General features: G+C 68.8%; 25 protein-coding genes. 13 read left to right on the forward strand and 12 right to left on the reverse strand.

Going from position 1 to position 25,960, the window contains the following annotated elements:
- Positions 1–14: 14 nt before the first annotated feature.
- The 4 genes from ACS5Q7_RS06130 to ACS5Q7_RS06145 form a co-directional block, all read right to left on the reverse strand.
- Complete coding sequence (locus tag ACS5Q7_RS06130; protein WP_478338520.1) at positions 15–1,223, reverse strand: polyhydroxyalkanoate depolymerase; 1,209 nt, start codon at positions 1,221–1,223, stop codon at positions 15–17.
- Positions 1,224–1,489: 266 nt separating this feature from the next.
- Positions 1,490–2,992 (reverse strand): phosphomannomutase/phosphoglucomutase, encoded by a 1,503-nt coding sequence (locus ACS5Q7_RS06135; RefSeq protein WP_478338521.1) that lies wholly within the window; start codon positions 2,990–2,992, stop codon positions 1,490–1,492.
- A gap of 100 nt (positions 2,993–3,092) precedes the next feature.
- Positions 3,093–3,332 carry a hypothetical protein gene (locus ACS5Q7_RS06140; protein ID WP_478338522.1) on the reverse strand — a complete coding sequence of 80 codons (240 nt, stop codon included), beginning with the start codon at positions 3,330–3,332 and terminating at the stop codon, positions 3,093–3,095.
- 153 nt (positions 3,333–3,485) lie between these two features.
- On the reverse strand, positions 3,486–3,629 hold the full coding sequence (locus ACS5Q7_RS06145; protein ID WP_478338523.1) for a hypothetical protein: 144 nt from the start codon (positions 3,627–3,629) through the stop codon (positions 3,486–3,488).
- A gap of 268 nt (positions 3,630–3,897) precedes the next feature.
- Here ACS5Q7_RS06145 and ACS5Q7_RS06150 point away from each other — a divergent pair, with 268 nt between their 5' ends.
- Together ACS5Q7_RS06150 and ACS5Q7_RS06155 are read left to right on the forward strand one after the other, a co-directional pair.
- Positions 3,898–4,548 carry a Maf-like protein gene (locus tag ACS5Q7_RS06150; RefSeq protein WP_478338524.1) on the forward strand — a complete coding sequence of 217 codons (651 nt, stop codon included), beginning with the start codon at positions 3,898–3,900 and terminating at the stop codon, positions 4,546–4,548.
- The gene (locus ACS5Q7_RS06155) at positions 4,545–4,730 is read left to right on the forward strand and encodes a DNA gyrase inhibitor YacG (protein ID WP_478338525.1); all 186 of its coding nucleotides are present in this window, start codon (positions 4,545–4,547) and stop codon (positions 4,728–4,730) included. Before ACS5Q7_RS06150 ends, ACS5Q7_RS06155 begins: the two co-directional genes overlap by 4 nt.
- A 7-nt stretch (positions 4,731–4,737) precedes the next feature.
- Here the strand turns inward: ACS5Q7_RS06155 and ACS5Q7_RS06160 are convergent, their stop codons facing one another.
- Positions 4,738–6,756 (reverse strand): ATP-binding protein, encoded by a 2,019-nt coding sequence (locus ACS5Q7_RS06160; RefSeq protein ID WP_478338526.1) that lies wholly within the window; start codon positions 6,754–6,756, stop codon positions 4,738–4,740.
- A gap of 179 nt (positions 6,757–6,935) precedes the next feature.
- On the opposite strand from ACS5Q7_RS06160, the gene ACS5Q7_RS06165 reads away from it, so the two are divergent.
- From ACS5Q7_RS06165 to ACS5Q7_RS06205, 9 genes are all read left to right on the forward strand, one after another.
- Positions 6,936–8,579: an FAD-dependent oxidoreductase gene (locus ACS5Q7_RS06165; RefSeq protein ID WP_478338527.1), complete on the forward strand. Its 1,644-nt coding sequence runs from the start codon at positions 6,936–6,938 to the stop codon at positions 8,577–8,579.
- Positions 8,580–8,669: 90 nt separating this feature from the next.
- The gene (locus ACS5Q7_RS06170) at positions 8,670–9,404 is read left to right on the forward strand and encodes a hypothetical protein (RefSeq protein ID WP_478338528.1); all 735 of its coding nucleotides are present in this window, start codon (positions 8,670–8,672) and stop codon (positions 9,402–9,404) included.
- A 34-nt stretch (positions 9,405–9,438) separates the two neighbouring features.
- Positions 9,439–10,374, forward strand: a complete 936-nt coding sequence (locus ACS5Q7_RS06175; RefSeq protein WP_478338529.1) for a LysR family transcriptional regulator — start codon at positions 9,439–9,441, stop codon at positions 10,372–10,374.
- A 196-nt stretch (positions 10,375–10,570) separates the two neighbouring features.
- Positions 10,571–12,223, forward strand: a complete 1,653-nt coding sequence (locus tag ACS5Q7_RS06180; RefSeq protein ID WP_478338530.1) for an acetolactate synthase large subunit — start codon at positions 10,571–10,573, stop codon at positions 12,221–12,223.
- Positions 12,224–12,396: 173 nt separating this feature from the next.
- Positions 12,397–13,572 carry an iron-containing alcohol dehydrogenase gene (locus tag ACS5Q7_RS06185; protein ID WP_478338531.1) on the forward strand — a complete coding sequence of 392 codons (1,176 nt, stop codon included), beginning with the start codon at positions 12,397–12,399 and terminating at the stop codon, positions 13,570–13,572.
- A 273-nt stretch (positions 13,573–13,845) separates the two neighbouring features.
- The gene (locus tag ACS5Q7_RS06190) at positions 13,846–14,670 is read left to right on the forward strand and encodes a poly(R)-hydroxyalkanoic acid synthase subunit PhaE (protein ID WP_478338532.1); all 825 of its coding nucleotides are present in this window, start codon (positions 13,846–13,848) and stop codon (positions 14,668–14,670) included.
- Between the two features lie 61 nt (positions 14,671–14,731).
- Positions 14,732–15,802 carry a class III poly(R)-hydroxyalkanoic acid synthase subunit PhaC gene (gene phaC, locus ACS5Q7_RS06195; RefSeq protein WP_478338563.1) on the forward strand — a complete coding sequence of 357 codons (1,071 nt, stop codon included), beginning with the start codon at positions 14,732–14,734 and terminating at the stop codon, positions 15,800–15,802.
- A 79-nt stretch (positions 15,803–15,881) separates the two neighbouring features.
- On the forward strand, positions 15,882–17,810 hold the full coding sequence (locus ACS5Q7_RS06200) for an acyl CoA:acetate/3-ketoacid CoA transferase (RefSeq protein ID WP_478338564.1): 1,929 nt from the start codon (positions 15,882–15,884) through the stop codon (positions 17,808–17,810).
- Entirely contained in the window at positions 17,803–19,278 is a 1,476-nt protein-coding gene (locus tag ACS5Q7_RS06205) for an NAD-dependent succinate-semialdehyde dehydrogenase (RefSeq protein WP_478338533.1), read from the forward strand. The genes ACS5Q7_RS06200 and ACS5Q7_RS06205 overlap by 8 nt, the downstream gene beginning before the upstream one ends.
- 17 nt (positions 19,279–19,295) lie before the next feature.
- Here ACS5Q7_RS06205 and ACS5Q7_RS06210 read toward each other — a convergent pair whose 3' ends face one another.
- On the reverse strand, positions 19,296–19,496 hold the full coding sequence (locus ACS5Q7_RS06210; protein ID WP_478338534.1) for a hypothetical protein: 201 nt from the start codon (positions 19,494–19,496) through the stop codon (positions 19,296–19,298).
- A 312-nt stretch (positions 19,497–19,808) separates the two neighbouring features.
- Between ACS5Q7_RS06210 and ACS5Q7_RS06215 the strand changes: the two genes are divergently transcribed.
- The gene (locus ACS5Q7_RS06215; RefSeq protein WP_478338535.1) at positions 19,809–20,816 is read left to right on the forward strand and encodes an NUDIX hydrolase; all 1,008 of its coding nucleotides are present in this window, start codon (positions 19,809–19,811) and stop codon (positions 20,814–20,816) included.
- Positions 20,817–20,818: 2 nt separating this feature from the next.
- Here the strand turns inward: ACS5Q7_RS06215 and panB are convergent, their stop codons facing one another.
- From panB to ACS5Q7_RS06235, 4 genes are all read right to left on the reverse strand, one after another.
- On the reverse strand, positions 20,819–21,637 hold the full coding sequence (panB, locus tag ACS5Q7_RS06220) for a 3-methyl-2-oxobutanoate hydroxymethyltransferase (protein ID WP_478338536.1): 819 nt from the start codon (positions 21,635–21,637) through the stop codon (positions 20,819–20,821).
- Positions 21,638–21,737: 100 nt separating this feature from the next.
- A complete protein-coding gene (locus ACS5Q7_RS06225) occupies positions 21,738–22,328 on the reverse strand; it encodes a rhodanese-like domain-containing protein (RefSeq protein WP_478338537.1) in 591 nt (196 codons plus the stop codon).
- Positions 22,328–23,137, reverse strand: a complete 810-nt coding sequence (locus tag ACS5Q7_RS06230) for a quinoprotein dehydrogenase-associated SoxYZ-like carrier (protein WP_478338538.1) — start codon at positions 23,135–23,137, stop codon at positions 22,328–22,330. The genes ACS5Q7_RS06225 and ACS5Q7_RS06230 overlap by 1 nt, the downstream gene beginning before the upstream one ends.
- A gap of 41 nt (positions 23,138–23,178) precedes the next feature.
- On the reverse strand, positions 23,179–24,147 hold the full coding sequence (locus tag ACS5Q7_RS06235; RefSeq protein WP_478338539.1) for a quinoprotein relay system zinc metallohydrolase 2: 969 nt from the start codon (positions 24,145–24,147) through the stop codon (positions 23,179–23,181).
- 106 nt (positions 24,148–24,253) lie between these two features.
- On the opposite strand from ACS5Q7_RS06235, the gene ACS5Q7_RS06240 reads away from it, so the two are divergent.
- Positions 24,254–24,838 (forward strand): TetR/AcrR family transcriptional regulator, encoded by a 585-nt coding sequence (locus ACS5Q7_RS06240; protein WP_478338540.1) that lies wholly within the window; start codon positions 24,254–24,256, stop codon positions 24,836–24,838.
- Here the strand turns inward: ACS5Q7_RS06240 and queC are convergent.
- Together queC and queD are read right to left on the reverse strand one after the other, a co-directional pair.
- The gene (gene queC / locus ACS5Q7_RS06245) at positions 24,819–25,541 is read right to left on the reverse strand and encodes a 7-cyano-7-deazaguanine synthase QueC (RefSeq protein ID WP_478338541.1); all 723 of its coding nucleotides are present in this window, start codon (positions 25,539–25,541) and stop codon (positions 24,819–24,821) included. The two genes, ACS5Q7_RS06240 and queC, sit on opposite strands and share 20 nt — an antisense overlap.
- Positions 25,531–25,887: a 6-carboxytetrahydropterin synthase QueD gene (gene queD / locus ACS5Q7_RS06250; protein ID WP_478338542.1), complete on the reverse strand. Its 357-nt coding sequence runs from the start codon at positions 25,885–25,887 to the stop codon at positions 25,531–25,533. Before queD ends, queC begins: the two co-directional genes overlap by 11 nt.
- Between the last annotated feature and the right edge of the window lie 73 nt (positions 25,888–25,960).

A 25,960-nucleotide genomic window follows, 5' to 3' on the forward strand; every position in this document is an offset into this window, starting at 1 on the left:
ACGAAGGACGGGGTTCAGGCGTGCGACTGGATGAAGTTGCGCACCTGCGGGTAGATCTGGTTCTCCCATTTCCGCCCGGCGAAGACGCCGTAATGGCCGACGCCCGCCTGGAGATGGTGGGTGCGCATGTTGGGCGGCAGGCTGGAGCACAGGTCGTGCGCCGCCATGGTCTGGCCCACGGCGCAGATGTCGTCGCGCTCGCCCTCCACCGTCATCAGCGCCGTCTTGCGCACGGCGCGCATGTCGATGGCCTCGCCACGCCACGTCAGCTCGTTCTTGGCCAGCGTGTAGTCCTGGAACACGGTCTTGACCGTCTCCAGGTAGAAATCCGCCGCGAGGTCGAGGACGGCGAAATACTCGTCGTAGAAGGATTCGATGGCCGTCGCCTTGTCGACCTCGCCGTTGGCGAAGTGCCAGAACAGGTCGGCATGGCCCTGGACGTGCCGCTTGGCGTTCATCGACATGAAGGCTGAGACCTGCACGAAGCCGGGATAGACCTTCCGCCCCGCCCCCTTGTGCCGCGAGGGCACGGTGGCGATCAGGTTGCGCTCGAACCACTCTATGGGCTTCGAGGTGGCGAGTTCGTTCACCCCCGTGGGGTTCACCCGGCAATCCACCGGTCCGGCCATCAGCGTCATGCTGCGCGGCGCGGCGGGGTCCTTGGTCTGGGCCATCACGGCGGCGGCGGCCAGCGCCTGCACCGCCGGCTGGCAGACGGCGACGATGTGTGACCCCTCGCCCATCGTCCGCAGGAAGCCGACGAGATGGGCGACGTAATCGTCGAAGCCGAACACCCCGTCCGCCAGGGGCACGTCGCGGGCATTGTGCCAGTCGGTGATGTAGACGTCGTGGTCCGGCAGCATGGTCCGCACGGTGGCGCGGAGCAGCGTCGCGAAATGACCCGAGAGCGGCGCCACCACGAGCACCTTCGGCTGCTCGGTCACGATGTCCTTGCGGAAGCGCAGCAGCGTGCCGAAGGGCGTGACCTCGACCTTCTCCTCCGCGACCGCCACCTCGCGGTTGCCGACCATCACGCTCTCGATGCCGTAGGCGGGCCGGGCGAAGGTCAGGCCGGAGCGCATCATCATGCGCGCGCCCGCCGACATCCAGTTGATCGGCTCGCCCCACATCGCCCACGGGGTCCAGGCGGAATCGAGGAGCCGGCCCCAGCCCCTCATCTGCTCGGCGAAATCGCTTTGCAGATCGAACGCATCGTACAGCATCGGTCGGGAGCTCGCAGGTGCGCGGCCCGGCACGCGGGCGAAGAGATGGGAAGGCGGAGGCGCAGGCCTTACGGGCAAATGCATCAGCATGACCCTCCAACGATGTGCCTCGACCGCCTGCCCGGCAACTCCCCCTTAGGAGAGTCTCCTCCCGAAACGGTTCACCTGTGGCAACGATGCACCAATTTTAATGCGTACTCCACGTGTTTCCCGCCGACCTGCCCGTCAGATCGGCAGGAAACTGCAACTTCACGCTGAAAAGATCATCAGATCGTCTGATTATAAGGCCCGACTTCCGGGCTTTCCCGCAGAACCGAGTCGACCGCCTTGAACATGGCGTGGAGCCGCGCCTCGGAGGCCGGGCTCTCGATCACCACGACCAGTTCGGGCTTGTTGGACGAGGCGCGCACCAGCCCCCAGGTGCCGTCCTCGGTGGTGATGCGCACGCCGTTGACGGTGACGAGATCGACGATCCTGGACCCCGCGATGGGCTCGCCCGTCCCCAGCATTGAGCGGAAGCGCTCCGTTACCTTCTCGACCACCCCGTACTTCACCTCGTCGTCGCAATGGGGCGACATGGTGGGCGAACCCCAGGTCTTGGGCAGGGCGCGGTAGAGGTCGGCCATGGACCTGTCGGGGTTGCGATCGAGCATCTCGATGACGGCGATGGCGGTGAGCAACCCGTCGTCGTAGCCGCGCCCGATCGGCTCGTTGAAGAAGAAGTGGCCGGATTTCTCGAAGCCCGCCAGGGCGCCGAGTTCGTTCACCCGGCGCTTGATGTAGGAATGGCCGGTCTTCCAGTAGTCGGTCTTCACCGCCACCTTCTGCAACTCGGGATCGGTGTTGTAGAGGCCGGTGGACTTCACATCGACCACGAAGGTCGCGCCGGGGTGCAGCTTGCCGAGGTCGCGGGCGAGCATCACGCCGATCTTGTCGGCGAAGATCTCCTCGCCCTCGTTGTCGACCACGCCGCAGCGGTCGCCATCGCCGTCGAAGCCGAGGCCGACATCGGCGCCGGTCTCCTTCACCTTGGCCGCGATGGCATGGAGCATCGCCATGTCCTCGGGGTTCGGGTTGTAGCGGGGGAAGGTGTAGTCGGGCTCGACGTCGAGGGGCACGACCTCGACGCCGAGCGCCTCCAGCAGGCGCGGGGCGAAGGCCCCGGCCGTGCCGTTGCCGCAGGCGGCCACGACCTTCAGCTTGCGCGAGATCGGCTTGGCGCGGGACTTCAGGTCCTTCAGGTAGGTCTCGGCGAAGCCCTCGACGAACTCATAGGAGCCGCCGTCGCGATACTGGTAGGTGCCGCCGAGCACGATCTCCTTCAGCCGGCCCATCTCGTCGGGGCCGAAGGTCATCGGGCGGTTGGCGCCCATCTTCACGCCGGTCCAGCCGTTGTCGTTGTGCGAGGCGGTGACCATCGCCACGCAGGGGCAATCGAGGGCGAACTGGCCGAAATAGGCCATGGGCGACAGGGCGAGGCCGATATCCTTCACGCGCAGGCCCGCCGCCTGCATCCCCGCGATCAGCGCGAGCTTGATCGCCGAGGAATAGCTGCGGAAATCGTGGCCGGTGACGATGTCCGGCCGCACCCCTAGTTCGTGCACCAGCGTGCCGATGCCGAGGCCGAGGGCCTGCACGCCCATCAGGTTGATCTCGCCGGGATAGAGCCAGCGCGCATCGTATTCCCGGAAGCCTGTCGGCTTCACCAGAGGAAGCTGCTCGAAGGTGAAGCTGTTGGGCTTGAGGCCCGATTCAGGCTTGGGAAACATCGCGCGCTCCGGTCGGTCGCTGATGGCCTTGCCGTATAGAAACGGGCTGTGCCGCGATAGCCGAAAAGGCGCGAATGCTGATCTCGCGCCCAGGAGCCTGTCAGGATGCTTGCCGCGCAATGACGGCCCGGTCGCTCCGGCGATGCTCGCAGGCGACCTTCAGGTAGCGGTCGCCGCCGCCCGGCAGCCCGGCCTGGGCCGCCATGGCCTGGGCGTGCATCAGGCACTCCATAGGCGATTGCGCGGGGGAGACGATGACATCGAGGGCGGTGTCGCGCGAGCAATCCTGCGCGATCAACGTCCCGGCACAGACCAGGGCAACGGCTAACAATTCGGGCATGACGGACCTCGTGTTCGAGTGATCGAAAGGTCCGCGGAATGCTCCGGCGTGCGAGCGACCGCGTTCTTGTTGCCTGGACATTCCCTCCACTATCGAACGGCTAAGCACGGGCCGTGCCAGCCGCTCCTTACGACTGATTTCAGTCGATCGGTCTCAGCCACGCGCCGGAAGCCACCGGGTCTCGGGCTCCGCTGTGGGCAGCACCATCGCGACCGCGTCGAGATCGACCACGAACCGCTCGGTCAGCAGGCGCCACATCTCGGCGGTGTTGCCGGCCTTCTGGCGCAAGTCGTTCATGGCGCTCGCGACACCTGTCGTGTTGGTCAAGACCGGGCGGAGAATTCGGGGATCTACGTTCGGCATCGGCTTCGAACCCGCTACAGTATTCGGGATTGTTGTCGTTCATGGTTAACATCCCGTTAACATCAGGCATTCGCGCGGTTCGGGAGAGTTGAAGCGGCTTCACATCCGCGTGGTTCACAAGATGGACGCCTTCCCCTATCAAGCGCGCAGCAAAGGGCCGGCCCGGCATTGCCATGGCGGGGGCCGGCCGGACCGGAGCAACATGGACGCCTCCCCCGACACCGTCGGCGCCCCGGCGCGCGCGACCCGCCTCGTCCTCGCCTCGGCCTCGCCGCGCCGCCTCGCGCTGCTGCAGCAGATCGGGATCGAGCCGGACGCGCTGCTGCCCGCCGACATCGACGAGACGCCGCGCAAGTCCGAGCCGCCGCGCGATCTCGCCCGCCGTCTCGCGCGCTCGAAGCTCGCGGCGGCGGAAGCCGCCCTCCACGGCTCGCAGGACGCCACCCAGACCTGGCTCCTCGCCGCCGACACCGTGGTCGCCGTCGGGCGGCGGGTTCTGCCCAAGGCCGAATTGCCGGACGAGGCGGCCGATTGCCTGCGCTTGCTCTCGGGGCGGCAGCACCGGGTCTATACGGCGGTGTGCCTGCTCTCCCCGAAGGGACGGCGCGAGAGGGTGATCGAGACGCGGGTGCGCTTCAAGCGCCTGTCCGGCCGCGACATCCAGGGCTACCTCGATTCCGGCGAGTGGCGCGGCAAGGCCGGCGGCTACGCCATCCAGGGTATCGCGGGCGCCTTCGTCGTGAAGCTCGTGGGCTCCTACAGCGCCGTGGTCGGGCTGCCGCTCTACGAGACGATGAGCCTTCTCGACGGCGAGGGCTATCCCGTCCGCGCGGGCTGGGGGGCGGCGGCATGAGCGGCGCGCGCTGCCCGATCTGCCGCAAGCCGGCGGTGCCGGAATTCACGCCGTTCTGCTCGCAGCGCTGCGCCGACGCCGACCTCGGCCGCTGGTTCAACGAGCGCTACGCGATCCCCGTCGAGGAGGACGAGGAGGAGGCGCAGCCGGAGCCGCGCCACCCCCTGTCGGACGACGCGTGAGCCGCCCTCACGCCGCCTTGCGCTGAAGCGGGGCGAGAAGCTCCGGCAGGGCCTTGAGGTCGAGGGGCTTGGCGAGGAACCCGTCGAACCCGGCCGCATGAGCCTTGATCTCGTCCTCTCGGCTGGCATTGGCCGTGAGCGCGATGAGCCGCAGGCGGTCGCCCTGGGCGGCCTCGGCCGCGCGGATCTGCCGGGCGACCTCGTGCCCGTCGAGCCGGGGCATGCGGATGTCGATGAGGGCGAGGTCGAACGGCCCGGAATCCCGGTAGCGCTCCACCGCGTCGGCTCCATCCGGGGCATGGACGACGTGGCAGCCGAGGCGTTCCAGGGCGCGGGTGGCGAGGAGCGTGTTGATCGGGTTGTCCTCGGCGAGCAGCACCCGCAGGCTCGCGGAGGCGGGCACGGGCTGGGGTGCCGGACGCAGCGGGGCGGTGACGGTCGGGGTCGCGGCGAGCTGCTCCACCAGCGAGCGTGCCCGCACCGGCTTGATCAGGTAGCCGTCGAACCCGGCCGCCGCCGGGGCGCCGAAATCCCGGCGGTCGAAGGGCGAGAGCAGCACGAGCCGTCGGCGAACGCCGCAGCTTCGGGCAGCCTCGGCGATCCGCCGCACCGCCGCGTCGCCGAGCGCCCGATCCGCGATCACCGCGTCGAACGCCACCGCCGAGAGAGCATCGAGCCCTTCCTCCAGCCCACGCACGATCACGGCCGCACCGCCATGGCGGGCGAGCGCGCTGGCGAGATACGGCGCCTGGAACGGTGAATCGGCCACGATCAGGCAGCGGCGGCCGGCGAGGCGCGGCGCCTCGGCCGTGCCTTCGCCCTCGACGGGAGCGGCCGGAAGCGGCAGCACCGCGCGGAACGTCGAGCCCGCGCCGACGCGCGACTGCGCATCGACCCGCCCGCCCATCCGGGTGGCGAGGCGTCGGGTGATGGCGAGGCCGAGCCCCGTGCCCTCGTGGCGGTTGGCGGCCTTGTCGTCGCCCTGCTCGAATTCCTCGAACAGGCGCGGCAGACGCTCCTCGGCGATGCCGGGTCCGGTATCGGTGACGGAGACGACCACTCCCTCGCGGCCGAAGGACAGGGCGACGCCGACGCCGCCGCGCTCGGTGAACTTGATGGCGTTGCCCGCGAGGTTGAGCAGGATCTGGCGGAAGCGGTCGGCATCGCCGATCAGCGAGGCCGGCACCTCGGCGGCGACGTCGAGGGCGATTTCCAGCCCCTTGTCCTGGGCGCGGGGCGCCAGAAGCTCCACCACGCCCTCGGCCACGGCGGCCGCGTCGAAGGGTTCGGCGGCGAGGTCGATGCGTCCGGCTTCGATCCGCGAGAAATCGAGGATGCCGTCGATCAGTCCGAGCAGCGCCTTTCCGCTCGCCCGCACCGCCTCGACATAGGTCGTCTGTTCAGGGTCGAGGCCCGTGCCGATCAGCAGGTCGGTCATGCCGATGATGCCGTTGAGCGGCGTGCGCATCTCGTGGCTGACCGTCGCCAGGAAGCGGGATTTCGCCACGCTGGCGCTCTCGGCCCGCGCCAGGGCGGCGTCGAGGGCCTTCACCGCCTCGACGCGCTCGGTGATGTCGCGGCCCGCGCGCATCCATTGCATCGGCCCGTCGCCGTCCGCGACCGGCACCTCCACCACGTCGAACCAGCGCTCGCGACCATCGGCGGCGACGATGCGGGTCTCGATCCGGCGCAGCCCGTCGGCGCGCACGGAGACCGTTTCCCCATCGAGCACATGCGGCTCGATCGACTCGCCGAGCAGATCGGCCGGCTCGCGGTCGAACAGCCGCGCATAGCCCTCGTCGGCGTAGGTGATGCGTCCGCTCACGTCCCGCTGCACCACGAGGTCGGTGGTCGCCGCCACGAGGGTGCGGTAGCGTTCCTCGCCCTCGCTCGCCCGCCAGACGCGGTCGTGCAGGTTCTCTTCCTCGCTGTCCGTCACCTTCCGGCGGCGGGCTCGGGACACCATCGCGATGCCGCCCGCCAGCGCGAGCAGGATGGCAGCCAGGACAAGTTCGGTGAACGGCATGAACGTCTCCGCGCCGGGTCGAGCGGTGACGTTCGCAAACGAACCTGAAGGTGACGTCAGGAAAAGCACTTAACCACTGGTTGCTGTGGACACACGCCACGCGTGAATTTGAACGCGGTGCCCGATCCGAGCGGCGCCTTGGGCGTTGGCTGCGCGCAACCGATCCAACGGAGACGTGGATGCCAGGCGAACGCTACGACGTCATCATCATCGGCTCCGGCCCCGGCGGGGGAACGATGGCTTGGCGCCTCGCCCAGACCGGCAAGCGCATCCTGCTGGTGGAGCGCGGGGATTACCTGCGCCGGGAGCCGCGCAACTGGGACAGCCAGGCGGTGATCGTCGATGGGTACTATCAGGCCAAGGAGACGTGGTATTCCTCGGACGGGAAGAGCTTTCATCCCGGCCTGCACTATTATGTCGGCGGCAACTCGAAGTTCTACGGCTCGATCCTGTTTCGCCTGCGCGAGAAGGATTTCGGCGAGATCCGCCATCAGGACGGGCTCTCGCCCGGATGGCCGGTCGGCTACGACGAACTCGAGCCGTATTATCAGGCGGCCGAGGAGCTGTTCCACGTCCATGGCTTGCGCGGCGAGGACCCGACCGAGCCGTGGGCCAGGAAGCCCTACGCGCATCCGCCTGTCACCCACGAGCCGCGCATCGAGCAACTCTCCGAGGATCTGAAGCGCGAGGGCCATCACCCGTTCCACCTGCCGGTGGGGGTGCGCCTCCAGGAGCGCGACGGCCAGCCGCTCTCGACCTCGCCCTGCGTGAAGTGCGAGTCGTTCGACGGCTTCCCCTGCCCCACCAACGGCAAATCCGACGCGCAGGTGATGTGCGTCGATCCGGCGCTGCGCGATTGCCCGAACCTCACCCTCTCGACGCGGACCTATGTCGAGCGCCTCGTCACCGACGCGGCGGGCCACAGCGTCACCGGCATCGAGGGCACCCGCGACGGCCAGCCCTTCGCGGCCAGCGCCGACCTCGTGGTCGTGGCCTGCGGCGCCCTCTCCTCCGCGCTGCTGATGCTGCGCTCGGCGACGGACAAGCATCCGGACGGGCTCGCCAACGCCTCGGGGCAGGTCGGGCGCAACTACATGCGCCACAACAACTCGACGGTGCTGGCGATCTCGAAGATCCCCAACCCGACGCGCTTCCAGAAGACGCTCGGCGTCAACGACTTCTATTTCGGCGACCCCGATCCGAAGGACAATTGGGATTTCCCCCTCGGCCATATCCAGATGGTCGGCAAGTCGGACGGGGCGCAGGTCCACGGAGAGGGCCTGCCGGGCTTCCTGCAATGGTTTCCCGAGAAGCCGTTCGACTGGATCGCCCAGCACTCCGTCGATTTCTGGCTGACCTCGGAGGACATCCCGAAGGCGGAGAACCGCATTTTCTACAAGGGCGGCAAGGTCCACCTCGACCTCACCGAGACCAACGCGGAGGCGCACAAGCGCCTGCGCCGCAAACTGCAGGAGCTGTGCGACAAGACCCACATCCACCCGCACCTGTTCGACCGCTCGCTCTATCTCGGCAAGGACGTGCCTATCGGCGGCACCGCCCACCAGGCCGGGACGCTGCGCTTCGGCACCGATCCGGCGACCTCCGTCCTCGACCGGGACTGCAAGGCTCATGGGCTCGACAACCTGTACGTGACGGATGCAAGCTTCTTCCCGTCGATCGGGGCGGTGAACCCGACGCTGACGATCATCGCCAACGCCCTGCGGGTGGCCGACCGGCTGATCGCGCGCCTGGGCGCCCGTGACGAGATCCCCGCGCCCCGTCTTTTCGACCACACGGAACCCAGCGAGCCCCTTCCCGCGTGAGGCGGGCGAGGGCATCCTCATCGGGGAGAGAATCCTGCATCGATGGCGCGGGACCGGCGTTGCCATCGGCGGAGCCAAGCGAGTCGAGTCATGAGTACGCCCGCTGCCGGTCTGTCGCCCCTGTGCGAGGCCATCGCCCTTTGTCTTTACGAGCATGACGGGAGCGGCCTCGCCGGCGCGCCGGTCTGGGACGGAGACCGGATTGACGGCGAGCATCCGGGCCTGCGCGAGCGTTATCGCGCCCGCGCCGAGGCCCTGCTCGACGGGCCGCTGAAGGACTTCATCGCGGGTCTGGAGCGCAGCGACCAGTTGCGCGGCGAGATGGAGGAGGAGCTGCGCGTCCTGCGCCGCCAGCGGATCGCGGCGGAGCGGGAGCGCGAATTGCTCGAAGCCAATAACCGGATGCTGGAGCGCGCCCGCAACGCGGATGCCGCCCGCGCCGAGGCCGAGGCCGCGCTGAAGACCCTGGAACGGGAGCGGGACGTCGCCCGCGAGGCGGAATCCTTCTGGCAGCAATTCGCCTTCGATGCCGACGACCTCGCCACCCAGCGCCTCGTGGCGGCGGGCGACGCCCAGGCGGCGGCCGAGCGCGAGGCGATCCGCGAGCGGGCCCAGCGGGAACGCGTCGAGGGCGCGCTGAAGCTGTTCGCCGACCGCGCCGACATGATGCCGAAGGAGGGCTGGATCTCGGACCTCGTGGGGTCGAACCGCGATCTGCCGCTCTGGTGGTTCCACGCCGCGCAGGTGGCCCTTCAGCGGGCCGAACCCGCCGCCGACTACAAGCCGCCGGCGGCGGACCGGCCCGGCGAGCGCGGGGTCCGCTGATGCAGAGCACCGGCCGGAACTGGGCGGCCCGCTGATGGCGATCGACCACGTCGATCTCGCGCGCATCGACCTCAACCTGCTGGTGGCCCTCGACGCGCTGTTGCAGGAACGCAGCGTCACGCGGGCCGCCGCCCGGATCGGCATCGGTCAATCGGCCATGAGCGCCAGCCTCGCCCGCCTGCGTCGGCTCTTCGATGACGAGTTGCTGACCCGCGCGCCGGACGGGATGCGCCCGACGCCCCGCGCCATCGCCCTGGCCGAACCCCTGCGCGGCGTGCTGCGCGGCGTGCAGGCCCTGGTCCACCGCGAGGAGCAGTTCGATCCGGCGACCGTCGAGCGGACCTTCATCGTCAGCCTGCCGGACAGTCTCGAAATCCTGCTGGGGCCGCGCCTCGTGGCGCATCTGCGCGCCCATGCGCCCGGCATCCGGCTGCTGCTGCGCTCGGTGGAGGCGGTACGCATCCTCGACGAACTCGACGCCGACCGGGTCGACCTCGCCCTCGGCCTGTTCACGAAAGGACAGGTGCACCACAAGCAGCGCCAGCTCTACCGCGACAGCTACGTGGTGCTGTTCAACGCCGATCTCGTCGGGCTCCGCGCTCCGATCGGCCTCGACGATTACCTGCGCTTCCCCCATGTCCTGACCTCCCTGCGCGAGACCGCGCACGGCGTGGTGGACGATGCGCTCGCGCTGATCGGGCGCTCACGGGTGCTCGCCGTGACGACGCCGCGCTTCCTGGTGGTGCCCTCCCTGGTGCGGGCGGCCCCCCTCCTCGCGACGATGCATGCGCGACTCGCCACCTCCTTCGCCGGATCGCTCGGGCTCAGCGTCAGCCCCGTGCCGGTCGCCCTCGACGAGGTTTCGGTGTCGATGCTCTGGCATGCCTCATACGACAAGGATCCCGCTCATCGCTGGCTTCGGAACCTGCTTGTGCAGCTCTCGGGAGAGAATACGACAGCAGTGGAATGAGAACCGGCGCTATCTGTGACTTGTCGGCGGGTCCTGGCCTTGACCGGGTGGGTGCGGGAATCCTCTAACCGGGCAAGAAGGGACGAACAGCATCGTCCCGAACGGACCCGTGAGCGGGCCGCCGTGGCGACGGGCGGTGCCGCGCTTCAGCCGAACGCACCCGTTCCGCCCCCTCGTCACCTCAGCGGAAGATACGATGCCCAAAGGATCAGACCTCCTCGTCGCAGCCCTGGAGAACGAGGGCGTCGACCGCATCTTCGGCATTCCCGGCGAGGAAAACCTCGACGTGGTGGAATCGCTGCGCACCTCGAAGATCCAGCTGGTGCTGACCCGGCACGAGCAGGCCGCCGCCTTCATGGCCGCGACCCATGGGCGCCTCACCGGCCGTCCCGGCGTGTGCCTCTCGACCCTCGGCCCGGGGGCGCTCAACTTCTCCACCGGCGCGGCCTACGCCCATCTCGGCGCCATGCCGATGATCATCATCACCGGCCAGAAGGGCATCCTGTCCTCGCGGCAGGCCAAGTTCCAGATCGTGGACGTGATCAGCTCGATGAAGCCGATCACCAAGATGGCCCGGCAGATCGTCTCGGCCTCCTCGATCCCGACCATCGTGCGCGACGCCTTCCGCGTCGCCATGGAGGAGCGGCCCGGCCCGGTCCTGCTCGAACTGCCGGAGGACATCGCCTCCGAGCAGGCCGAGGCCAGCCTCGTGCCCTCGCACCCGATCGACATCCCGGTCGCTCACCCGAAGGCCATCGCCCGCGCGGCCGAGCTGATCCTCCAGGCCAAGCGCCCGCTCATCATGCTCGGCGCCGCCGCGAGCCGGCCCCGCGCCACGGGCGAGCTCGGCGGATTCGTCCACCGGACGCAGATCCCGTTCTTCACCACGCAGATGGGCAAGGGCACCGTCGCGGGCGGCACGCAGCTCTACATGGGCACGGCCGCCCTCTCCGAGCGCGACTACGTCCACGAGGCCATCGACCGGGCGGACGTGATCATCGCCATCGGCCACGACACGATCGAGAAGCCGCCCTTCTTCATGGGCCAGAAGGACCAGAAGGTGGTCCATATCGGCTACATGCCGGCCAACGTGGAGGAGGTGTACTACCCCGACGCGGAGGTGGTGGGCGATCTCGGGCCGACCCTGAAGCTGCTCGCCGACGAGCTGGAGGGCAAGCTCCCCAACGCGGGCGCGCTCCTGCACCTGCGCGAGCACATCCTCAGCCACATCTCCGATCGCGCCACCGAGGACCGCTTCCCGGTGACGCCGCAGCGCCTCGTCCACGACGTGCGCCAGGTGATCCCCGAGGACGGAATCGTGTGTCTCGACAACGGGATGTACAAGATCTGGTTCGCCCGGAACTACCGCACCTACGTCGCCAACACGCTGCTCCTCGACAACGCGCTGGCCACGATGGGCGCGGGCCTGCCCTCCGCGATGATGGCGGCGATGCTGAACCCCGGCAGCCGCGTGATGGCGGTGTGCGGCGACGGCGGCTTCATGATGAACAGCCAGGAGATGGAGACCGCGGTGCGCCTCGGCCTCAACCTCGTGGTGCTGGTGCTGGACGATTCGGCCTACGGGATGATCCGCTGGAAGCAGGCGGTGGATCATTTCAAGGATTACGGCATGACGTTCCGCAACCCGGACTTCGTGAAATACGCTGAATCCTACGGTGCCACGGGCCACCGCATCGAGGCGGTGCAGGACCTCGTGCCGACCCTCGACAAGGCGTTCAACGCGGGCGGCGTCCACCTCGTGGCCGTGCCGATCGACTACTCGGAGAACACCCGCGTGCTGGTCGAGGAGCTGCGCGCGAAGGTGAAGCCCTTCGAGCAGGCGAACTAACGGGAAAGCCGCCCTGGATCGCGCCTCCTCCGTCATTGCGAGCGGAGTGAAGCAATCCAGGGCAGCGGGCCTTCTCAGGACGTGGCGGATCCCTGGATTGCTTCGCTCCGCTCGCAAAGACGAGGGTGGGCTTGGCAAGTGAGCGAGAGAACTGAGAGCGAAACGGAAAGCCCATGAACCCGTTCACCTTCCAGACCACGCCGAACGTCCTGTTCGAGGCCGGCGCCTCGAAGAAGCTCCCCGACATCGTGGCGAGCTACGGCGCCAAGCGCGTCATGCTCGTCACCGACAAGGGCGTCCGGGCGGCGGGCCTCACCCGCTCCGCCGAGGAGGCCCTGGCCAAGGCGGGCATCGCCATCGACGTCTACGAGGATGTCGTGGCCGATCCGCCCTCGTCGGTGATCGAGGCCGCCGCCGCCCGCGCGCGGGACCTCGGCACGGACCTCGTGCTCTCCATCGGCGGCGGCTCGGCGCTCGATACGGCCAAGCTCGTCGCCTACCTCGCCAAGTCGGACGACAAGCTGGAGGACATCTACGGCGTCGGCCTCGCCAAGGGTGATCGCCTGCCGCTGATCCTCGCGCCGACCACCGCCGGCACAGGCTCGGAAGTGACGCCGATCTCCATCGTCACCACGCCGACCACCGAGAAGAAGGGCGTCGTGGCCCCGAAGCTCCTGCCCGATTGGGCGGTGCTCGACCCGGAGCTGACGCTGGGCCTGCCCGCCCACGTCACCGCCGCCACCGGTATCGACGCGATGGTGCACGCCATCGAGGCCTTCACCAGCAAGAACAAGAAGAACCCGATCTCGGACCAGCTCGCCAAGCAGGCGCTGGCGCTGCTCTCGGCCAACATCCGCACCGCCTGCTCGGACGGCAAGAACGTTGAGGCGCGCTCCGGGATGCTGCTCGGCTCGATGCTGGCCGGCATGGCCTTCGCGAACGCGCCGGTCGCCGCCGTCCATGCGCTCGCCTATCCGGTAGGGGCGATCTTCCACGTGCCGCACGGGCTCTCGAACGCGCTGGTCCTGATGGGCGTGATGCGCTTCAACCTCAGCCACGCGCAGGGGCTCTACGCGGAACTGGCGCCGATCCTCGACCCCGCCGCCGCCGACCTGCCGGAGGCCGAAGCCGCCGCCCGCTTCGTGGAATGCCTCCAGGCGATCTGCCACGATTGCAAGGTGCCGGCCTCGCTGAGCGAAGTCGGCGTCAAGGAGGGCGATCTGGAGCGCATGGCGACGGACGCCATGAAGCAGACCCGCCTCCTCGTGAACAACCCGCGCGAGGTCACCTACGACGACGCCTACGCGATCTACGCCGGGGCGCTCGGCGAGGTCCGCCCGGCGGCCTGACGCCCATGACGGAGGATGGGCCACGCATCCCATCCTCCGAATCATTCCGGGACTCGATCGAGAAGCCCGTTTTCCCTCCACTAGACCTCATCCTGAGGTGCCCGGCTTGCCGGGCCTCGAAGGAGGGCTCCAGGGATCGCAGCGACATCTGGATGCCTCCTTCGAGGCTGCTTCGCAGCACCTCAGGATGAGGAGACGGATGGGAACGAAGGGCTTCTCGGTTAGTCTCAAAGGTCGAGAGCGAAATAAGCAACGGACGGGGGACACGCCGGGATGGACCAGTTCGACGCGTTCAAGGCGATGGGCGAGTTCTGGGCCCGCACGGGGATGGGCTTCCTCACGCCCCCCGGCATGGGCAACAACGCGGCGGGCTTCGGCGCCTTCCCGCCGGCCCCCGACCTCGGCCAGTTCGCGGAGGCGCAGACCTCCCTCACCCAAGCCTGGGCGGCGGCGACCTCCCTGTCGCAGACGCTGGCCGCCTCGCTCCAGGGCGTGGCCGCGACCAGCGACCCCACGGCGGGCGCCGTTCTCGCGCGGATCTTCGACCCCCAGGCCTGGCTCGGCGGCACCAGCGATTTCAGCGCGACCCTCAACCGGATGTCCGAGGGGCCGCAACTCGCCGACCTGTGGCAATCCGAGAAGCGCTTCGCCGCCCTGTTCACGGCCTTCGCCGCCCTGCGGCAGGCGCAGGGCAAGCATCAGGCGGTGATGCTCGACGCCTGGACGCGGGCCGCCGGCACCTTCGCCCGCGAGGCCAATGCCCGCGCCGCGCGGGGCGAGACCTACCCGACCGGCCGGGACATGATGCAGCACTGGATCGAGACCGCGAACGGCGTGCTCCTCGACGTGCAGCGCTCGGACGCCTTCCTCGCCTCCCAGCGGGACGTACTCAAGGCGGCCACCGAGTTGCGCCTCGCGCAGCAGGACGTGGCCGGCTTCATGAGCGACCTCTACGGCCAGCCGAGCCGCGCGGAACTGGACGACGTCCACCGCAGCCTCACCGAGCTTCGCCGGGAGGTCCGCTCCCTGAAGAAGGACAAGCGCGCCGCCACGAAGCGCGCGAAGGCCGGGGCGACACGGGAGGAAAGCCATGGCTGAGACCACAGACAGCGGGCACGGCTTGCCGGCCGCCACGCCCCTCGACCTCACCCCCGCCGAGATGATGGCGGAGGTCGGCGCCCTCGGACGCAAGATGGCCGAGGGCGCCAAGCTCTTCGCCAGCGTCCGCGACGAGGACGTGCGCATCGCCACGACCCCGAAGGATCTCGTCTGGAGCCAGGACAAGGTCAGCCTCTACCGCTACCGGCCGCTCACGGAGAGCCGGGGCCTGCCCCCCATCCTGATCGTCTACGGGCTGATCGGCCGCTACACGATGGCCGACCTGCAGGAGGACCGCTCGCTCGTCCGCAACCTGCTGAACCTCGGTCTCGACCTCTACGTGGTCGATTGGGGCAATCCCGGCCGGGCCGACCGTTTCGTCACCATCGACGATTACGTCGATGGCTACCTCGCGGAGTGTGTCGCCTTCATCAACGACACGACGAACCGCGAAAAGGTGAACCTCCTCGGCATCTGCGAGGGCGGTGTCTTTACCACTTGCTACGCGGCGCTCTACCCCGAGACCGTCAACGCCATGGTGCTGACGATCACGCCGGTCGATTTCCACGCCGACACCGTGGAGAACCGCAAGGGCCACGGCTTCATCAATATCTGGGTGCGGTCGCTCTCGGCCGAGGACATCGACCAGTTGATCGCCGCGCAGGGCTCCCTACCGGGGGAGTTCATGGGCTCGGTCTTCTCCATGATGACGCCCATGCGCACCATGACGAAGTACAATCTCGATTTGCTCGAAGCCCTCGATGATCGCAAGAAGTTCCTGAACTTCCTGCGCATGGAGAAATGGATCTCCGACCGGCCGGACCATCCCGGCGAGGCGGCCAAGCAATGGCTGAAGGACCTCTACCAGGACAACAAGCTGGTGAAGAGCGACTTCGAACTCGGTGGGCGCAAGGTGGAGCTGAAGAACATCACCTGCCCGGTGCTCAACGTGTTCGCGCAGGACGATCACATCATCCCGCCCGCGACCTCGCAGGCCCTGCGCGGCAAGATCGGCACCGAGGATTACACCGAACTCGGCCTGCCCGGCGGGCATGTCGGCGTGTTCGTCGGCGGCAAGGCGCAGAAGCTCCTGGGTTCGGGCATCGCGGATTGGATCGCCGCCCGTGGCTGACGGACAACGCCTCCCCACCGGCCTCAAGAACAAGATCGTCACCGCCGACGAGGCCGTGGCCATCGTGCAGGACGGCGACATGGTCGCCGTCTCCGGCTTCGTCGGCATCGGCACGCCCGACGAACTCATCCTGGCGCTCGCCCGGCGCTTCACCGAGGGCAAGGGCCCCCGCGACCTCGGCCTGATGTTTGCCGCCGCCCCCGGCGACGGCAAGGATCGCGGCCTCAACCGCCTCGCCATGCCGGGCCTGATCCGCCGCGTCGTCGGGGGGCACTGGTCCCTCGTGCCGAAGCTCGGCGCCATGGCGATCGAGGGCACGATCGAGGCTTACAACCTGCCGCTGGGCGTGGTCTCGCACCTCTACCGGGACATCGCCGCCAAGACCGCCGGCCACATCACCAAGGTGGGGCTCCACACCTTCGTGGATCCGCGCAAGGGCGGCGGCAAGCTCAACGACCGGACTTTGGAAGACCTCGTCAGCCTGATCGACCTGCACGGCGAGCCGTGGCTGCATTACCGGACCTTCCCGGTGAACGTCGCGCTCATTCGCGGCACCACCGCCGACCCGGCCGGCAACGTCACCATGGAGCGCGAGGCGCTGACGCTCGACAACCTCGCCGCCGCCATGGCCGCGAAGAATTCCGGCGGCTTCGTCATCGCGCAGGTGGAGCGCATCGCCGAGAACGGATCGCTGGCCCCGCGCGAGGTGACGGTGCCGGGCGTGCTGGTGGATTGCGTGGTGCTCTCGAAGCCCGAGAACCACCACCAGACCTACGCGACGCCCTACAACCACGCTTTCACCGGCCGCCAGCGGGTGCCGCTCGACCGGATCGGCACCCTGCCCCTCGACATCCGCAAGGTGATCGCACGGCGCTGCGCCTTCGAATTGCCGATGGGCGGCGTCGTGAATCTCGGCATCGGCGTGCCGGAGGGCGTCGCCAAGGTGGCGGCGGAAGAGCGGGTGCTGAAATACCTGACACTCACCGCCGAGCCCGGCGTGATCGGCGGCCTGCCCCAGGGCGGGCTCGATTTCGGCGCGGCGCTGAACCCGGCCGCCGTGCTCCACCAGAACCAGCAATTCGACTTCTACGACGGTGGCGGCCTCGACCTCGCCTGCCTCGGCCTCGCGGAGGCGGACGAAGAGGGCAACGTCAACGTCAGCCGCTTCGGCACCAAGCTCGCCGGGGCCGGCGGCTTCATCAACATCTCGCAGAACGCCAAGCGCCTCGTCTTCGCCGGGAGCTTCACGGCGGGGGGCCTCGACATCAGCCTCACGGACGGGACGCTGCGCATCCTGAAGGAGGGCAAATCCAGGAAGTTCGTGCGCGCCGTGGAGCAGGTGACGTTCTCCGGCGCCTACGCGGCCGAGCGCGGCCAGCCGGTGCTCTACGTGACCGAGCGCTGCGTCTTCCGCCGCACCACCGAGGGCGTGGAACTGGTGGAGGTGGCGCCGGGCATCGACATCGACCGGGACATCCTCGCTCACATGGACTTCACGCCCATCGTGCGCGACCCCGCGCCGATGGATCCGCGCCTGTTCCGGGACGAGGCGATGGGCCTGGAACAGTGGCTGCTGGGCATGAGCCTGTCGGAGCGCATGTCCTACGATGCCGAGCGGAATACACTCTTCGCCAATTACGAGGGCTTCCAGGTCCGCACGGTGGAGGATGTCGACCTCGTGCGGCGGGAATTCGAGCGGACCTGCCAACAGATCGGCAAGCGTGTCCACTTGATCGCCAACTACGACGGCTTCGAGCTTGATCCCGCCGTGGCCGAAGCCTACTTCTCGATGATCGCCTATCTGGAAAGCCGCTACTACGCCACGGCCTCGCGGTACACGACGAGTGCCTTCATGCGGCTCAAGCTCGGCGCCTCCCTGCAATCGCGGGATCTTGCGCCCCACGTGTTCGAGACGCGCGCGGAGGCTCAGGCCCGCAGCACGGCTCGCAGCGTGCCCCCGCGCGCCCAGACCGAGCCGTCGCCGCCCAAGGAACCGTTGGATGCCTGAGACCGGTGATCGGTTAACGCTGAAGAACCCCGAGCTTCTCGTGGAAGCCTGCCTGATCGGCGGGGAATGGTCGAAATCCGGCGCGGGCCGGATCGACGTCACCAACCCGGCCACCGGCGCGGTCATCGCGCGGGTGCCGAATGCCGGCGCCGAGGAGACGAAGCGCGCCATCCAGGCCGCGCACGCCGCCTATCCGGCCTGGCGGGCCAAGACCGCCAACGAGCGCGCCGTGCTCCTGCGCAGGCTCGCCGCCGTGATCACCGAGAACCAGGAGGATCTGGCGCAGATCCTCACCGCCGAGCAGGGCAAGTCCCTCACCGAGGCGCGGGGCGAGGTCGGCATGTCGGCCGCCTACGTCCTGTGGTTCGCCGAGGAAGCCCGCCGCGTCTACGGCGAGACCGTCCCCTCCCCCTGGGCGGACCGGAAGATCCTCGTCACCAAGGAGCCGATCGGCGTGGTGGCGGCGATCACCCCGTGGAACTTCCCCTCCTCGATGATCGCCCGCAAGCTCGCCCCGGCGCTCGCGGCCGGCTGCCCCATCGTCATCAAGCCCGCCTCGCAGACGTCCCTCTCGGGCCTTGCCTGGGGCAAGCTCTGCCAGATGGCCGGCATCCCGGACGGGCTGGTCTCGATCCTCACCGGCCCGGCCCGCGCCATCGGCGGCGAGCTGACCGGCAACCCGCTGGTGAAGAAGGTGACGTTCACCGGCTCCACCGAGGTGGGCAAGGTGCTGCTGCAGCAGGCTGCCAGCACGGTGAAGAAGGTCTCGATGGAACTGGGCGGCAACGCGCCCTTCATCGTGTTCGACGACGCCGACCTCGACCGCGCGGTGGCGGGCGCCATGCTCGCGAAGTTCCGCAACTCCGGCCAAACCTGCATCTGCACGAACCGCTTCCTCGTGCAGGACGGCATCTACGACGCCTTCGCCGAGAAGCTGGCCGAGGCGGCGAACAAGCTGAAGGTCGGCGACGGCACGCACGAGGGCGTGGCCCAGGGTCCACTCATCGACATGGCCGCCGTGGAGAAGACCGAGGCCCATATCCGCGACGCCCTCGACAAGGGCGGCAAGGTCATCGCGGGCGGCCACCGCCACGCCCTGGGCGGCCAGTTCTTCGAGCCGACCGTCGTCGTGAACGCGACGCCTGCCATGGATGTCGCCCGCGAGGAGACGTTCGGGCCGCTCGCCCCCCTCTTCCGCTTCAAGGACGAGGCCGAGGCGATCCACATGGCCAACGACACCGAATACGGCCTCGCCTGCTACTTCTACACCCGCGATCTCGGCCGGATGTTCCGGGTCTCCGAGGCGCTGGAATACGGCATGGTCGGCGTCAACGAGGGCATCATCACCACCGAGGTAGCGCCCTTCGGCGGCGTGAAGGAGTCGGGCCTGGGCCGCGAGGGCGGCCGGCTCGGCATCGAGGATTACCTCGAGGTGAAGTACATCTGCGTCGGCGGCCTCGGCGCCTGACGTCCCGCGGGGAGGCCTCAGGCCTCCTCGCTCTGCCTTTCTGCGGCGAGGGTGCCCTCCGGCTTCGGCTGGAGTGGCGGCGCCATGCCCTCCGCCTGCGACACGAGGCGAACCGCCCGCGCGGTCAGGAACCAGCATCCCGGCTCGGAGGCGCGGTCGCGCCCGCGGTCGCGCGTGCGGAGCAGGCCGCGCCGCACGAGGGAGCGCACGGTGCGCATCTCACCGGGATCGGGGGTGGGCAGAGGCCCTTCGCACCACAGGCGGCGCAACATCGCCCGTTGAGCGGGGGTTAATTGCCACCAGAGACTTGGTGCTGTGCGTTCAGGCATCTTGAGATTGGAATCAATCCAGAATCTCCCGCAAACGCAAGGGATAATTTGGCAATCCTCAATGACATTCTCGTGCCTCGCCTGATCCCGAGCCGCGCGGGGACGCCCCGTCGCGTTGACGGATCGCCCGTCCTCGCGCCTATAGCGCCGGGCGGCTCTGGCTCAGGCGGCCTTGAGCGGGTGGGGGCGATTCCGGGGCGCATGTCGGTCGCCGAGGAGCAGAGACGCAGTGTGACGGGAGCGGGCGACGGGCAACCGGAGACCGATCGCTCGGCCGTGGGCCTCGTGGCGGTGATCGTGGCCGCCAATGAGGGCGAGCCCCGTGCCTTGACGATCCGCGTGCCCGGACAGGCCACCTGCCGGGGCGACGGCCTTCCCGCCGGCCCGCTGGTGCCGGAGCACGCCACCCTGGAGAAGGGCCTGCGGGCCTGGGTGGAGCGGCAGACCAATCAGCGACTCGGCTATGTCGAGCAGCTCTACACCTTCGGCGACCGCGACCGTTCCGGCAGCGAGGCCGCGCCGGCCGCGCACGCCCTGTCGGTCGCCTATCTCGCCCTGGTGCGGGAGGAGCGCCCCGCCGGCCTCGCCGAGGCCGCGTGGCACAATTGGTATCGCTACCTGCCCTACGAGGATTTCCGCCGGGGCCGCCCCGCGCAGCTCGATGCCATCGCGCCCCGCCTCATGGCCTGGGCCGCCGAGACGCCGGACAAGGCCCTGCGCCAGCGCCGCCTCGACCGTCTGGGCCTGACCTTCGGCATGAACGGCGGCACGTGGAACGAGGAGCGGGTGCTCGAACGCTACGAATTGCTGTTCGAGGCGGGGCTGATCCCCGAATCGCGGGGCAATCTGGGGCCGGGCCGGGCGGGCGACCCGACCGGCGTGCCCATGGCCTTCGACCATCGCCGGGTCCTCGCCACGGCGATCGGGCGCCTGCGCGGCAAGATCAAATACCGCCCGGTCGTGTTCGAGCTGATGCCGCCGGAATTCACGCTGCTGCAATTGCAGCGGACCGTCGAGGCGCTGTCGGGCGTGCAACTGCACAAGCAGAATTTCCGCCGCCTCGTCGCCCAGCAGGGACTGGTCGAGGAGACGGAGAGCCTGACCAGCGGCGCCGCCGGCCGCCCGGCCCGGCTCGTGCGCTTTCGCCGGGAGGTGCTGCTGGAGCGCCCCGCGCCGGGCCTGCGCCTGTCCGCGCGCCGGGTCGGGTAGCTTCAACCGTAGGTCTGGTCCTGCCCTGGGAATGTGCCGGCGCGGACCTCCTCCGCATAGGCCTGCACCGCCCCCTCGATATGGGCGCGCAGCGACCCGAACTGGCGCACGAATTTCGGCGTCCGCTCGGACAGGCCGAGCATGTCTTCCAGCACCAGGATCTGCCCGTCGCAGACGGAGGAGGCGCCGATGCCGATGGTGGCGGCTGTCACCTTGGGCGAGGTCGCGATGGCCCGTGCCACCGGCTCCACGATGCCCTCCAGCACGATGGCGAAGGCCCCCGCCTCGGAGATGGCGCGGGCATCCTCCAACAGGCGGCGCTCGTCGTCGGGCGCGCGGCCCTGCACCTTGAAGCCCCCCATCACGTTGACCGCCTGCGGGGTGAGGCCGATATGGCCCATCACCGGCACGCCGCGCTGCACGAGGAAGGCCACCGTGTCGGCGAAATGGGCGCCGCCCTCCATCTTGATCGCCCCGGCGCCGGTCTCCTTGAGCACGCGGGAGGCGTTGACGAAGGCCTGCTCGCGGCTCGCCTCGTAGGAGCCGAAGGGCATGTCCACGACGACCAGCGCCTTCGATGTCCCGCGCATCACCGCCTGCGCCTGGAGGATCATCATCTCCAAGGTCACGGGGATGGTCGATTCCATCCCGTGCATCACCATGCCGAGGGAATCGCCCACGAGGATGAAGTCGCAGAAGGGATCGACGATACCGGCGGTATGGGCGTGATAGGCGGTGAGGGAGACGATCTTCCGCCCCTCGGCCTTGCGCTTGCCGATATCCACCGCCCGCAGGCGGCGGGATTGGATGACCTGGGACATCCCGCGCTCCCCAACGCTCACCGCCGGGATCCGGCGTGGCGCCTTATACGACAGGCGACGCCGCGAGCCAGGGGCCGGTCGCGGCGGAACGGGGGAGATGTCAGGGGCCTTCGGCGCGCTTCCACTCCGGGTCCTCGGTGAGGTTCCGGGTCTCGTGGGTGTCCTGCCAGCCCTCGACGCCCAGCGGGAACCAGTTCACCGCCGTGTAGCCCTTCTCCACGAGGCGCTTGCCCGCGTTCCAGCTTCCCCAGCATTCCACGTGGCAGAACACCACGATGGGCTTGGCCTTGTCGCCGCCGGTCAGTTGCTCGACGCGGCTGAAGAACAGGGCCTCGCGCTCCGGCGGTAGCGGCACCGCGCCCGCGTTCGGCAACCACACGGCGCCGGGGATCGAGGGATGGACCGGCAGCCACAGCCGGCCCTCGGGAAAGTTCGCGGGCTTGCGCTCGCGCATGGCGACGTCGATCAGCACCGGCTTATCCGGCCCGTCGAGCATCGCGGCGACCGTCGCCGCGTCGACCACGCGGGCCCCCTTCAGAGTCGGCGGCGTGTAGCCCCGCTGCGGGCCGGTATAGAGGCCCGGCGGCTCCGGCACGTCGACCGGCGAAACGGCCGGCTCGGCGGCGGCGAGGCACAGGGCGGCCGCCGCGACGGCCGCCGCCCGCCCCAGAAAGGTACCGCGAAGCCCCATCAGTTCGTCGGGCTCGGCGCGTTGAAGCTGTGCGACCAGCGACCGCCCTGGTTGTCGCTCGCGGCGACCTTGATCGCCTGCCCGTCCGGCTTGAAGCCAAAATTGATCACCGGGTTCGAGGCGATGGAGATGTCGCCCGTCATGGTGAAGACGGTCTTGTCGCCCGCCGAGACGGTGAGCTTGTCGATGTAACGGGCCGGCGTGAAATCGCGCGTGACCTGGTTCATCTGCATGCCCGAGAAGTTCGGGTGGCGGATCATCAGCGTCGCCTCGACGGGCTTGCCGGGCTGCGCCTCCGCGAACTTCATGCGCATGTCGCCCATGCCCTTCATGGCCTCCTCGTCGCTCATGCCCATGGGGGCCGAGCAGCCGCCGGACGCCTTCACGAACTGCTTGGCCTCGTAGAGCTTGCCGTCCGAGGTCTCCACGACCGCGTGCATGTCCGTATAGTTGTTCACCCGCACGCGCAGCTTCAGCTCGTTCGTATCGGCGGCCGGGCCGAACTCGAACTTGGCGGCGTAGGGCGCCGGGTTGTCGTCGATGATGAGCGAGACCGACTTGATCTTGTCGCGGTCGGGCATCGACAGGGTGATCGGCACCAGGGCCGCATCCTCGGCGCGCTTGGGCGCTTCGAGCTTCACCAGCGTGTCGGTCGGTTCGATCTTTTTGTCGCCGAAGATCGACTTGGCGATCTCCTGCCAGCGGGCATTGCGCTCCTGGTCGGTGTCCGACGCGCCCGCCGCATGGGCGAGCGGCGCGACCAGCGTCGCGGCGGAGAAAGCGAGGGCGAAGGCGAGGGTCGGGCGCATGGCGTTGTCTCCCAATGTTCGGTTTATCGATGAATGACGGATCAGTCCCACTCGAGTTCCTGGTAAGCCACCGTCACGTTCCGGCGGTTATAGTGATCGAACAACTTCCACTTGTCCTGTTGGCCTTGCGCCACCGTTCCGACCGCCTTGTCGATCGGCACGTCCTTGGCGATGGCCGCCTTGGTCTCGTCGCGGAGGGCGGTGAGGTAGGCGGTCAGGTCCGCCACGGCGGGGGCCAGCTCGACCCGCACCGGCCCGTGGCCGGGCACCGCCTGCGCGGCGCCGGTCGCCTTGATGCGATCCAGCTCCTTCAGCCAGCCCTTCAGACTGCCGTCGAGGGACGGGATTCGCTCCACGAAGAGGAGGTCCGCTGGGAAGAGCAGGCCGCTCTTAGAATCCCGCATCGAGAGGTCGCTCGTCGTGTGCGCTGGGCCGTGGGCTGTGAAGGCGAGCTTGCGGTCACCGAGGTCGATCTCGGCCGTGTCGGATACGGTCATGGTCGGGTAGACGACCGGGCCGGTCTTCTCCTCGCCGAACAGGTCGATGAGGCGCTTGCGGTAGAACTCGCCGCGCGCGTCCAGCGCCTCCCGCAGCTTGGCATGGCCGACGAAGACCGGCCTGTCCGCCGTGAAGGCCCCGGCGCCGAAGGCGTGGTCCGGGTGGACATGGGTCAGCACCACATGGGTGATCGGCTTATCCGTGCGCTTGGCGATCTCGCCCCGCAGCCACTGTCCGTCCGCGAGGCTTCCACCCGACTCGGTGACGAGCACTCCCGATTCGCCGACGATGAACCCGATATTGGCGATGGCGTCCAAGTTCTGCGCGTCGGCATCCGCGATCAGCCCCTTGCGGATGAAAATGCCGGGGCCGACCTCCTCCATCGTGAAGGATTCGGCATAGGCGCGCGGGGAGAGGCCCGCCGTCCCGAGACAGCACAGGCACAGGCCGCCGAACAGCGATTGCCGTCGCGTGGGGCCGTTTCTCGTCGGATGAACGGACGATGCCGCCATGCCGAAACCTCCCGGTCTTTCTTTCCGACCAATTAGTAGGTAGATTTCGAAAGGCGTCAAGGGACGCCCGTGTTCAGGCGATTGTGCCGCAGGGTCGAGACAAGCGATGCGCGACACGCGAGCGGAGCTGCTGATTGAGGCGGAGACCCTGGTGCGCAGCCGGGGCTATGCCGGGTTCAGCTATGCTGACCTCGCGGAGGCGGTGGGGATCCGCAAGGCGAGCATCCACCACCATTTCCCGACCAAGGCCGATCTCGCCGCCGCGCTGATCGCGGCCTACGACACGCGCTATTCGGAGGCGATGGCCTCCATCCGCGCCGAGGTGCCGGACGGGCCGAGGCGCATCGCGGCCTATGGCCGGCTCTACCTCGGCGGGGTCGAGCAGGGGCTCGGCTGCCTCTGCGCGGCGCTGGCCATCGAAGGCGAGGCCCTGCCCGAGCGCCTGCGCCAGGACATCGTGGCATTCTTCCGCAAACACCTCGCATGGCTGGAGGAGGTGCTGCGTGAGGGCGTGGCGGACGCAAGCCTGCGCCCCGGCCTCGACCCCGCGTTGCAGGCCCGCTCGATCCTCGCGACCCTCGAAGGGGCGCTGCTGATGGAGCGGCTGTTCGCGTGCCCGGCCGCGTTCGGGGATACGCTGGCGGCCCTGGTCGGCGGGCTGGCGGCCTCGCCTAAACCGCCGTCGCCGTAAAGCGCGCGTAGCCTTCGGCCCGCAGCCGGCAGGCGGGGCACTGCCCGCAGCCATAGCCCCATGCGTGGCGCGCCCCGCGCTCCCCGAGGTAGCAGGTGTGGCTCTCCTCCACGATAAGATCGGTAAGCCGCACGCCGCCGAGCGATTGCGCGAGACGCCAGGTCGCGGCCTTGTCGATCCACATCAACGGCGTGTGCAGGACGAAGCGGCGCTCCATCCCGAGGTTCAGGGCCACCTGAAGGGCCTTCACCGTGTCGTCGCGGCAATCCGGGTAGCCGGAATAATCCGTCTCGCACATGCCGCCGACGATGTGGCGGATGCCCCGCCGGTAGGCGAGCGCGGCGGCGAAGGTGAGGAAGACGAGGTTCCGCCCCGGCACGAAGGTGTTCGGCAGGCCCGACGACTCGAAGCCGATTTCGGTCTCGCGGGTCAGCGCCGTGTCGGAGACGGCGCCCAAAGCATCGAGGGCGAGCACATGGTCCTCGCCGAGGCGCCGCCCCCAGGCGGCATCGATGGCCGCGAGGCCGCTGCGCAGGCTGTCCCGGCAATCCAGTTCGATCCGGTGGCGCTGACCGTAATCGAAGCCCAGGGTCTCGACGCGGGCGAACCGGTCGAGCGCCCAGGCGAGGCAGGTGGCCGAATCCTGTCCGCCCGAGAACAGGACGAGGGCCGCGTCGTCGCCCGCGATCCGCTCAGTCGCCATCGTAGTCGGCCCAGGACATCGGCGTCTCGTTGATCCGCACCCGGGCGAGGCCGGGCAGGTCCGGCTTCAGGCGATGCCAGATCCAGGCCGCGATGTTCTCGGCGGTGGGGTTTTCGAGGCCCTCGATCTCGTTGAGGCAATGATGATCGAGGCGCAGCAGCAGCGGGCCGAAGATCGATTCGATGTCGTAGAAGTCGATCACCCAGCCCGTCCGCTCGTCGACCGGCCCCTCGACGGTCAGTTCGACCCGGTAGGAATGCCCGTGCATCCGGTGGCACCGATGTGTCGCGGGCACGTTCGGCAGGCGGTGGGCCGCCTCGAAGGTGAAGGCCTGGGTGATTCTCATGACGGGGTTCGCGGGCTGTGAACGATCGCGCCCCCGCCATAGCGCCGACGGCCCCTCCGGCGCAAAGGCGCAG

The organism is Methylobacterium sp. Gmos3, from assembly GCF_056430985.1.

Coding starts and splice junctions, on each gene's coding strand:
- ACS5Q7_RS06130 (WP_478338520.1), bottom strand. CDS start 1,223: ATGCTGTACGATGCGTTCGATCTGCAAAGCGATTTCGCCGAGCAGATG.
- ACS5Q7_RS06135 (WP_478338521.1), bottom strand. CDS start 2,992: ATGTTTCCCAAGCCTGAATCGGGCCTCAAGCCCAACAGCTTCACCTTC.
- ACS5Q7_RS06140 (WP_478338522.1), bottom strand. CDS start 3,332: ATGCCCGAATTGTTAGCCGTTGCCCTGGTCTGTGCCGGGACGTTGATC.
- ACS5Q7_RS06145 (WP_478338523.1), bottom strand. CDS start 3,629: ATGAACGACTTGCGCCAGAAGGCCGGCAACACCGCCGAGATGTGGCGC.
- ACS5Q7_RS06150 (WP_478338524.1), top strand. CDS start 3,898: ATGGACGCCTCCCCCGACACCGTCGGCGCCCCGGCGCGCGCGACCCGC.
- ACS5Q7_RS06155 (WP_478338525.1), top strand. CDS start 4,545: ATGAGCGGCGCGCGCTGCCCGATCTGCCGCAAGCCGGCGGTGCCGGAA.
- ACS5Q7_RS06160 (WP_478338526.1), bottom strand. CDS start 6,756: ATGCCGTTCACCGAACTTGTCCTGGCTGCCATCCTGCTCGCGCTGGCG.
- ACS5Q7_RS06165 (WP_478338527.1), top strand. CDS start 6,936: ATGCCAGGCGAACGCTACGACGTCATCATCATCGGCTCCGGCCCCGGC.
- ACS5Q7_RS06170 (WP_478338528.1), top strand. CDS start 8,670: ATGAGTACGCCCGCTGCCGGTCTGTCGCCCCTGTGCGAGGCCATCGCC.
- ACS5Q7_RS06175 (WP_478338529.1), top strand. CDS start 9,439: ATGGCGATCGACCACGTCGATCTCGCGCGCATCGACCTCAACCTGCTG.
- ACS5Q7_RS06180 (WP_478338530.1), top strand. CDS start 10,571: ATGCCCAAAGGATCAGACCTCCTCGTCGCAGCCCTGGAGAACGAGGGC.
- ACS5Q7_RS06185 (WP_478338531.1), top strand. CDS start 12,397: ATGAACCCGTTCACCTTCCAGACCACGCCGAACGTCCTGTTCGAGGCC.
- ACS5Q7_RS06190 (WP_478338532.1), top strand. CDS start 13,846: ATGGACCAGTTCGACGCGTTCAAGGCGATGGGCGAGTTCTGGGCCCGC.
- phaC (WP_478338563.1), top strand. CDS start 14,732: ATGATGGCGGAGGTCGGCGCCCTCGGACGCAAGATGGCCGAGGGCGCC.
- ACS5Q7_RS06200 (WP_478338564.1), top strand. CDS start 15,882: ATGGTCGCCGTCTCCGGCTTCGTCGGCATCGGCACGCCCGACGAACTC.
- ACS5Q7_RS06205 (WP_478338533.1), top strand. CDS start 17,803: ATGCCTGAGACCGGTGATCGGTTAACGCTGAAGAACCCCGAGCTTCTC.
- ACS5Q7_RS06210 (WP_478338534.1), bottom strand. CDS start 19,496: ATGCGCACCGTGCGCTCCCTCGTGCGGCGCGGCCTGCTCCGCACGCGC.
- ACS5Q7_RS06215 (WP_478338535.1), top strand. CDS start 19,809: ATGTCGGTCGCCGAGGAGCAGAGACGCAGTGTGACGGGAGCGGGCGAC.
- panB (WP_478338536.1), bottom strand. CDS start 21,637: ATGTCCCAGGTCATCCAATCCCGCCGCCTGCGGGCGGTGGATATCGGC.
- ACS5Q7_RS06225 (WP_478338537.1), bottom strand. CDS start 22,328: ATGGGGCTTCGCGGTACCTTTCTGGGGCGGGCGGCGGCCGTCGCGGCG.
- ACS5Q7_RS06230 (WP_478338538.1), bottom strand. CDS start 23,137: ATGCGCCCGACCCTCGCCTTCGCCCTCGCTTTCTCCGCCGCGACGCTG.
- ACS5Q7_RS06235 (WP_478338539.1), bottom strand. CDS start 24,147: ATGGCGGCATCGTCCGTTCATCCGACGAGAAACGGCCCCACGCGACGG.
- ACS5Q7_RS06240 (WP_478338540.1), top strand. CDS start 24,254: ATGCGCGACACGCGAGCGGAGCTGCTGATTGAGGCGGAGACCCTGGTG.
- queC (WP_478338541.1), bottom strand. CDS start 25,541: ATGGCGACTGAGCGGATCGCGGGCGACGACGCGGCCCTCGTCCTGTTC.
- queD (WP_478338542.1), bottom strand. CDS start 25,887: ATGAGAATCACCCAGGCCTTCACCTTCGAGGCGGCCCACCGCCTGCCG.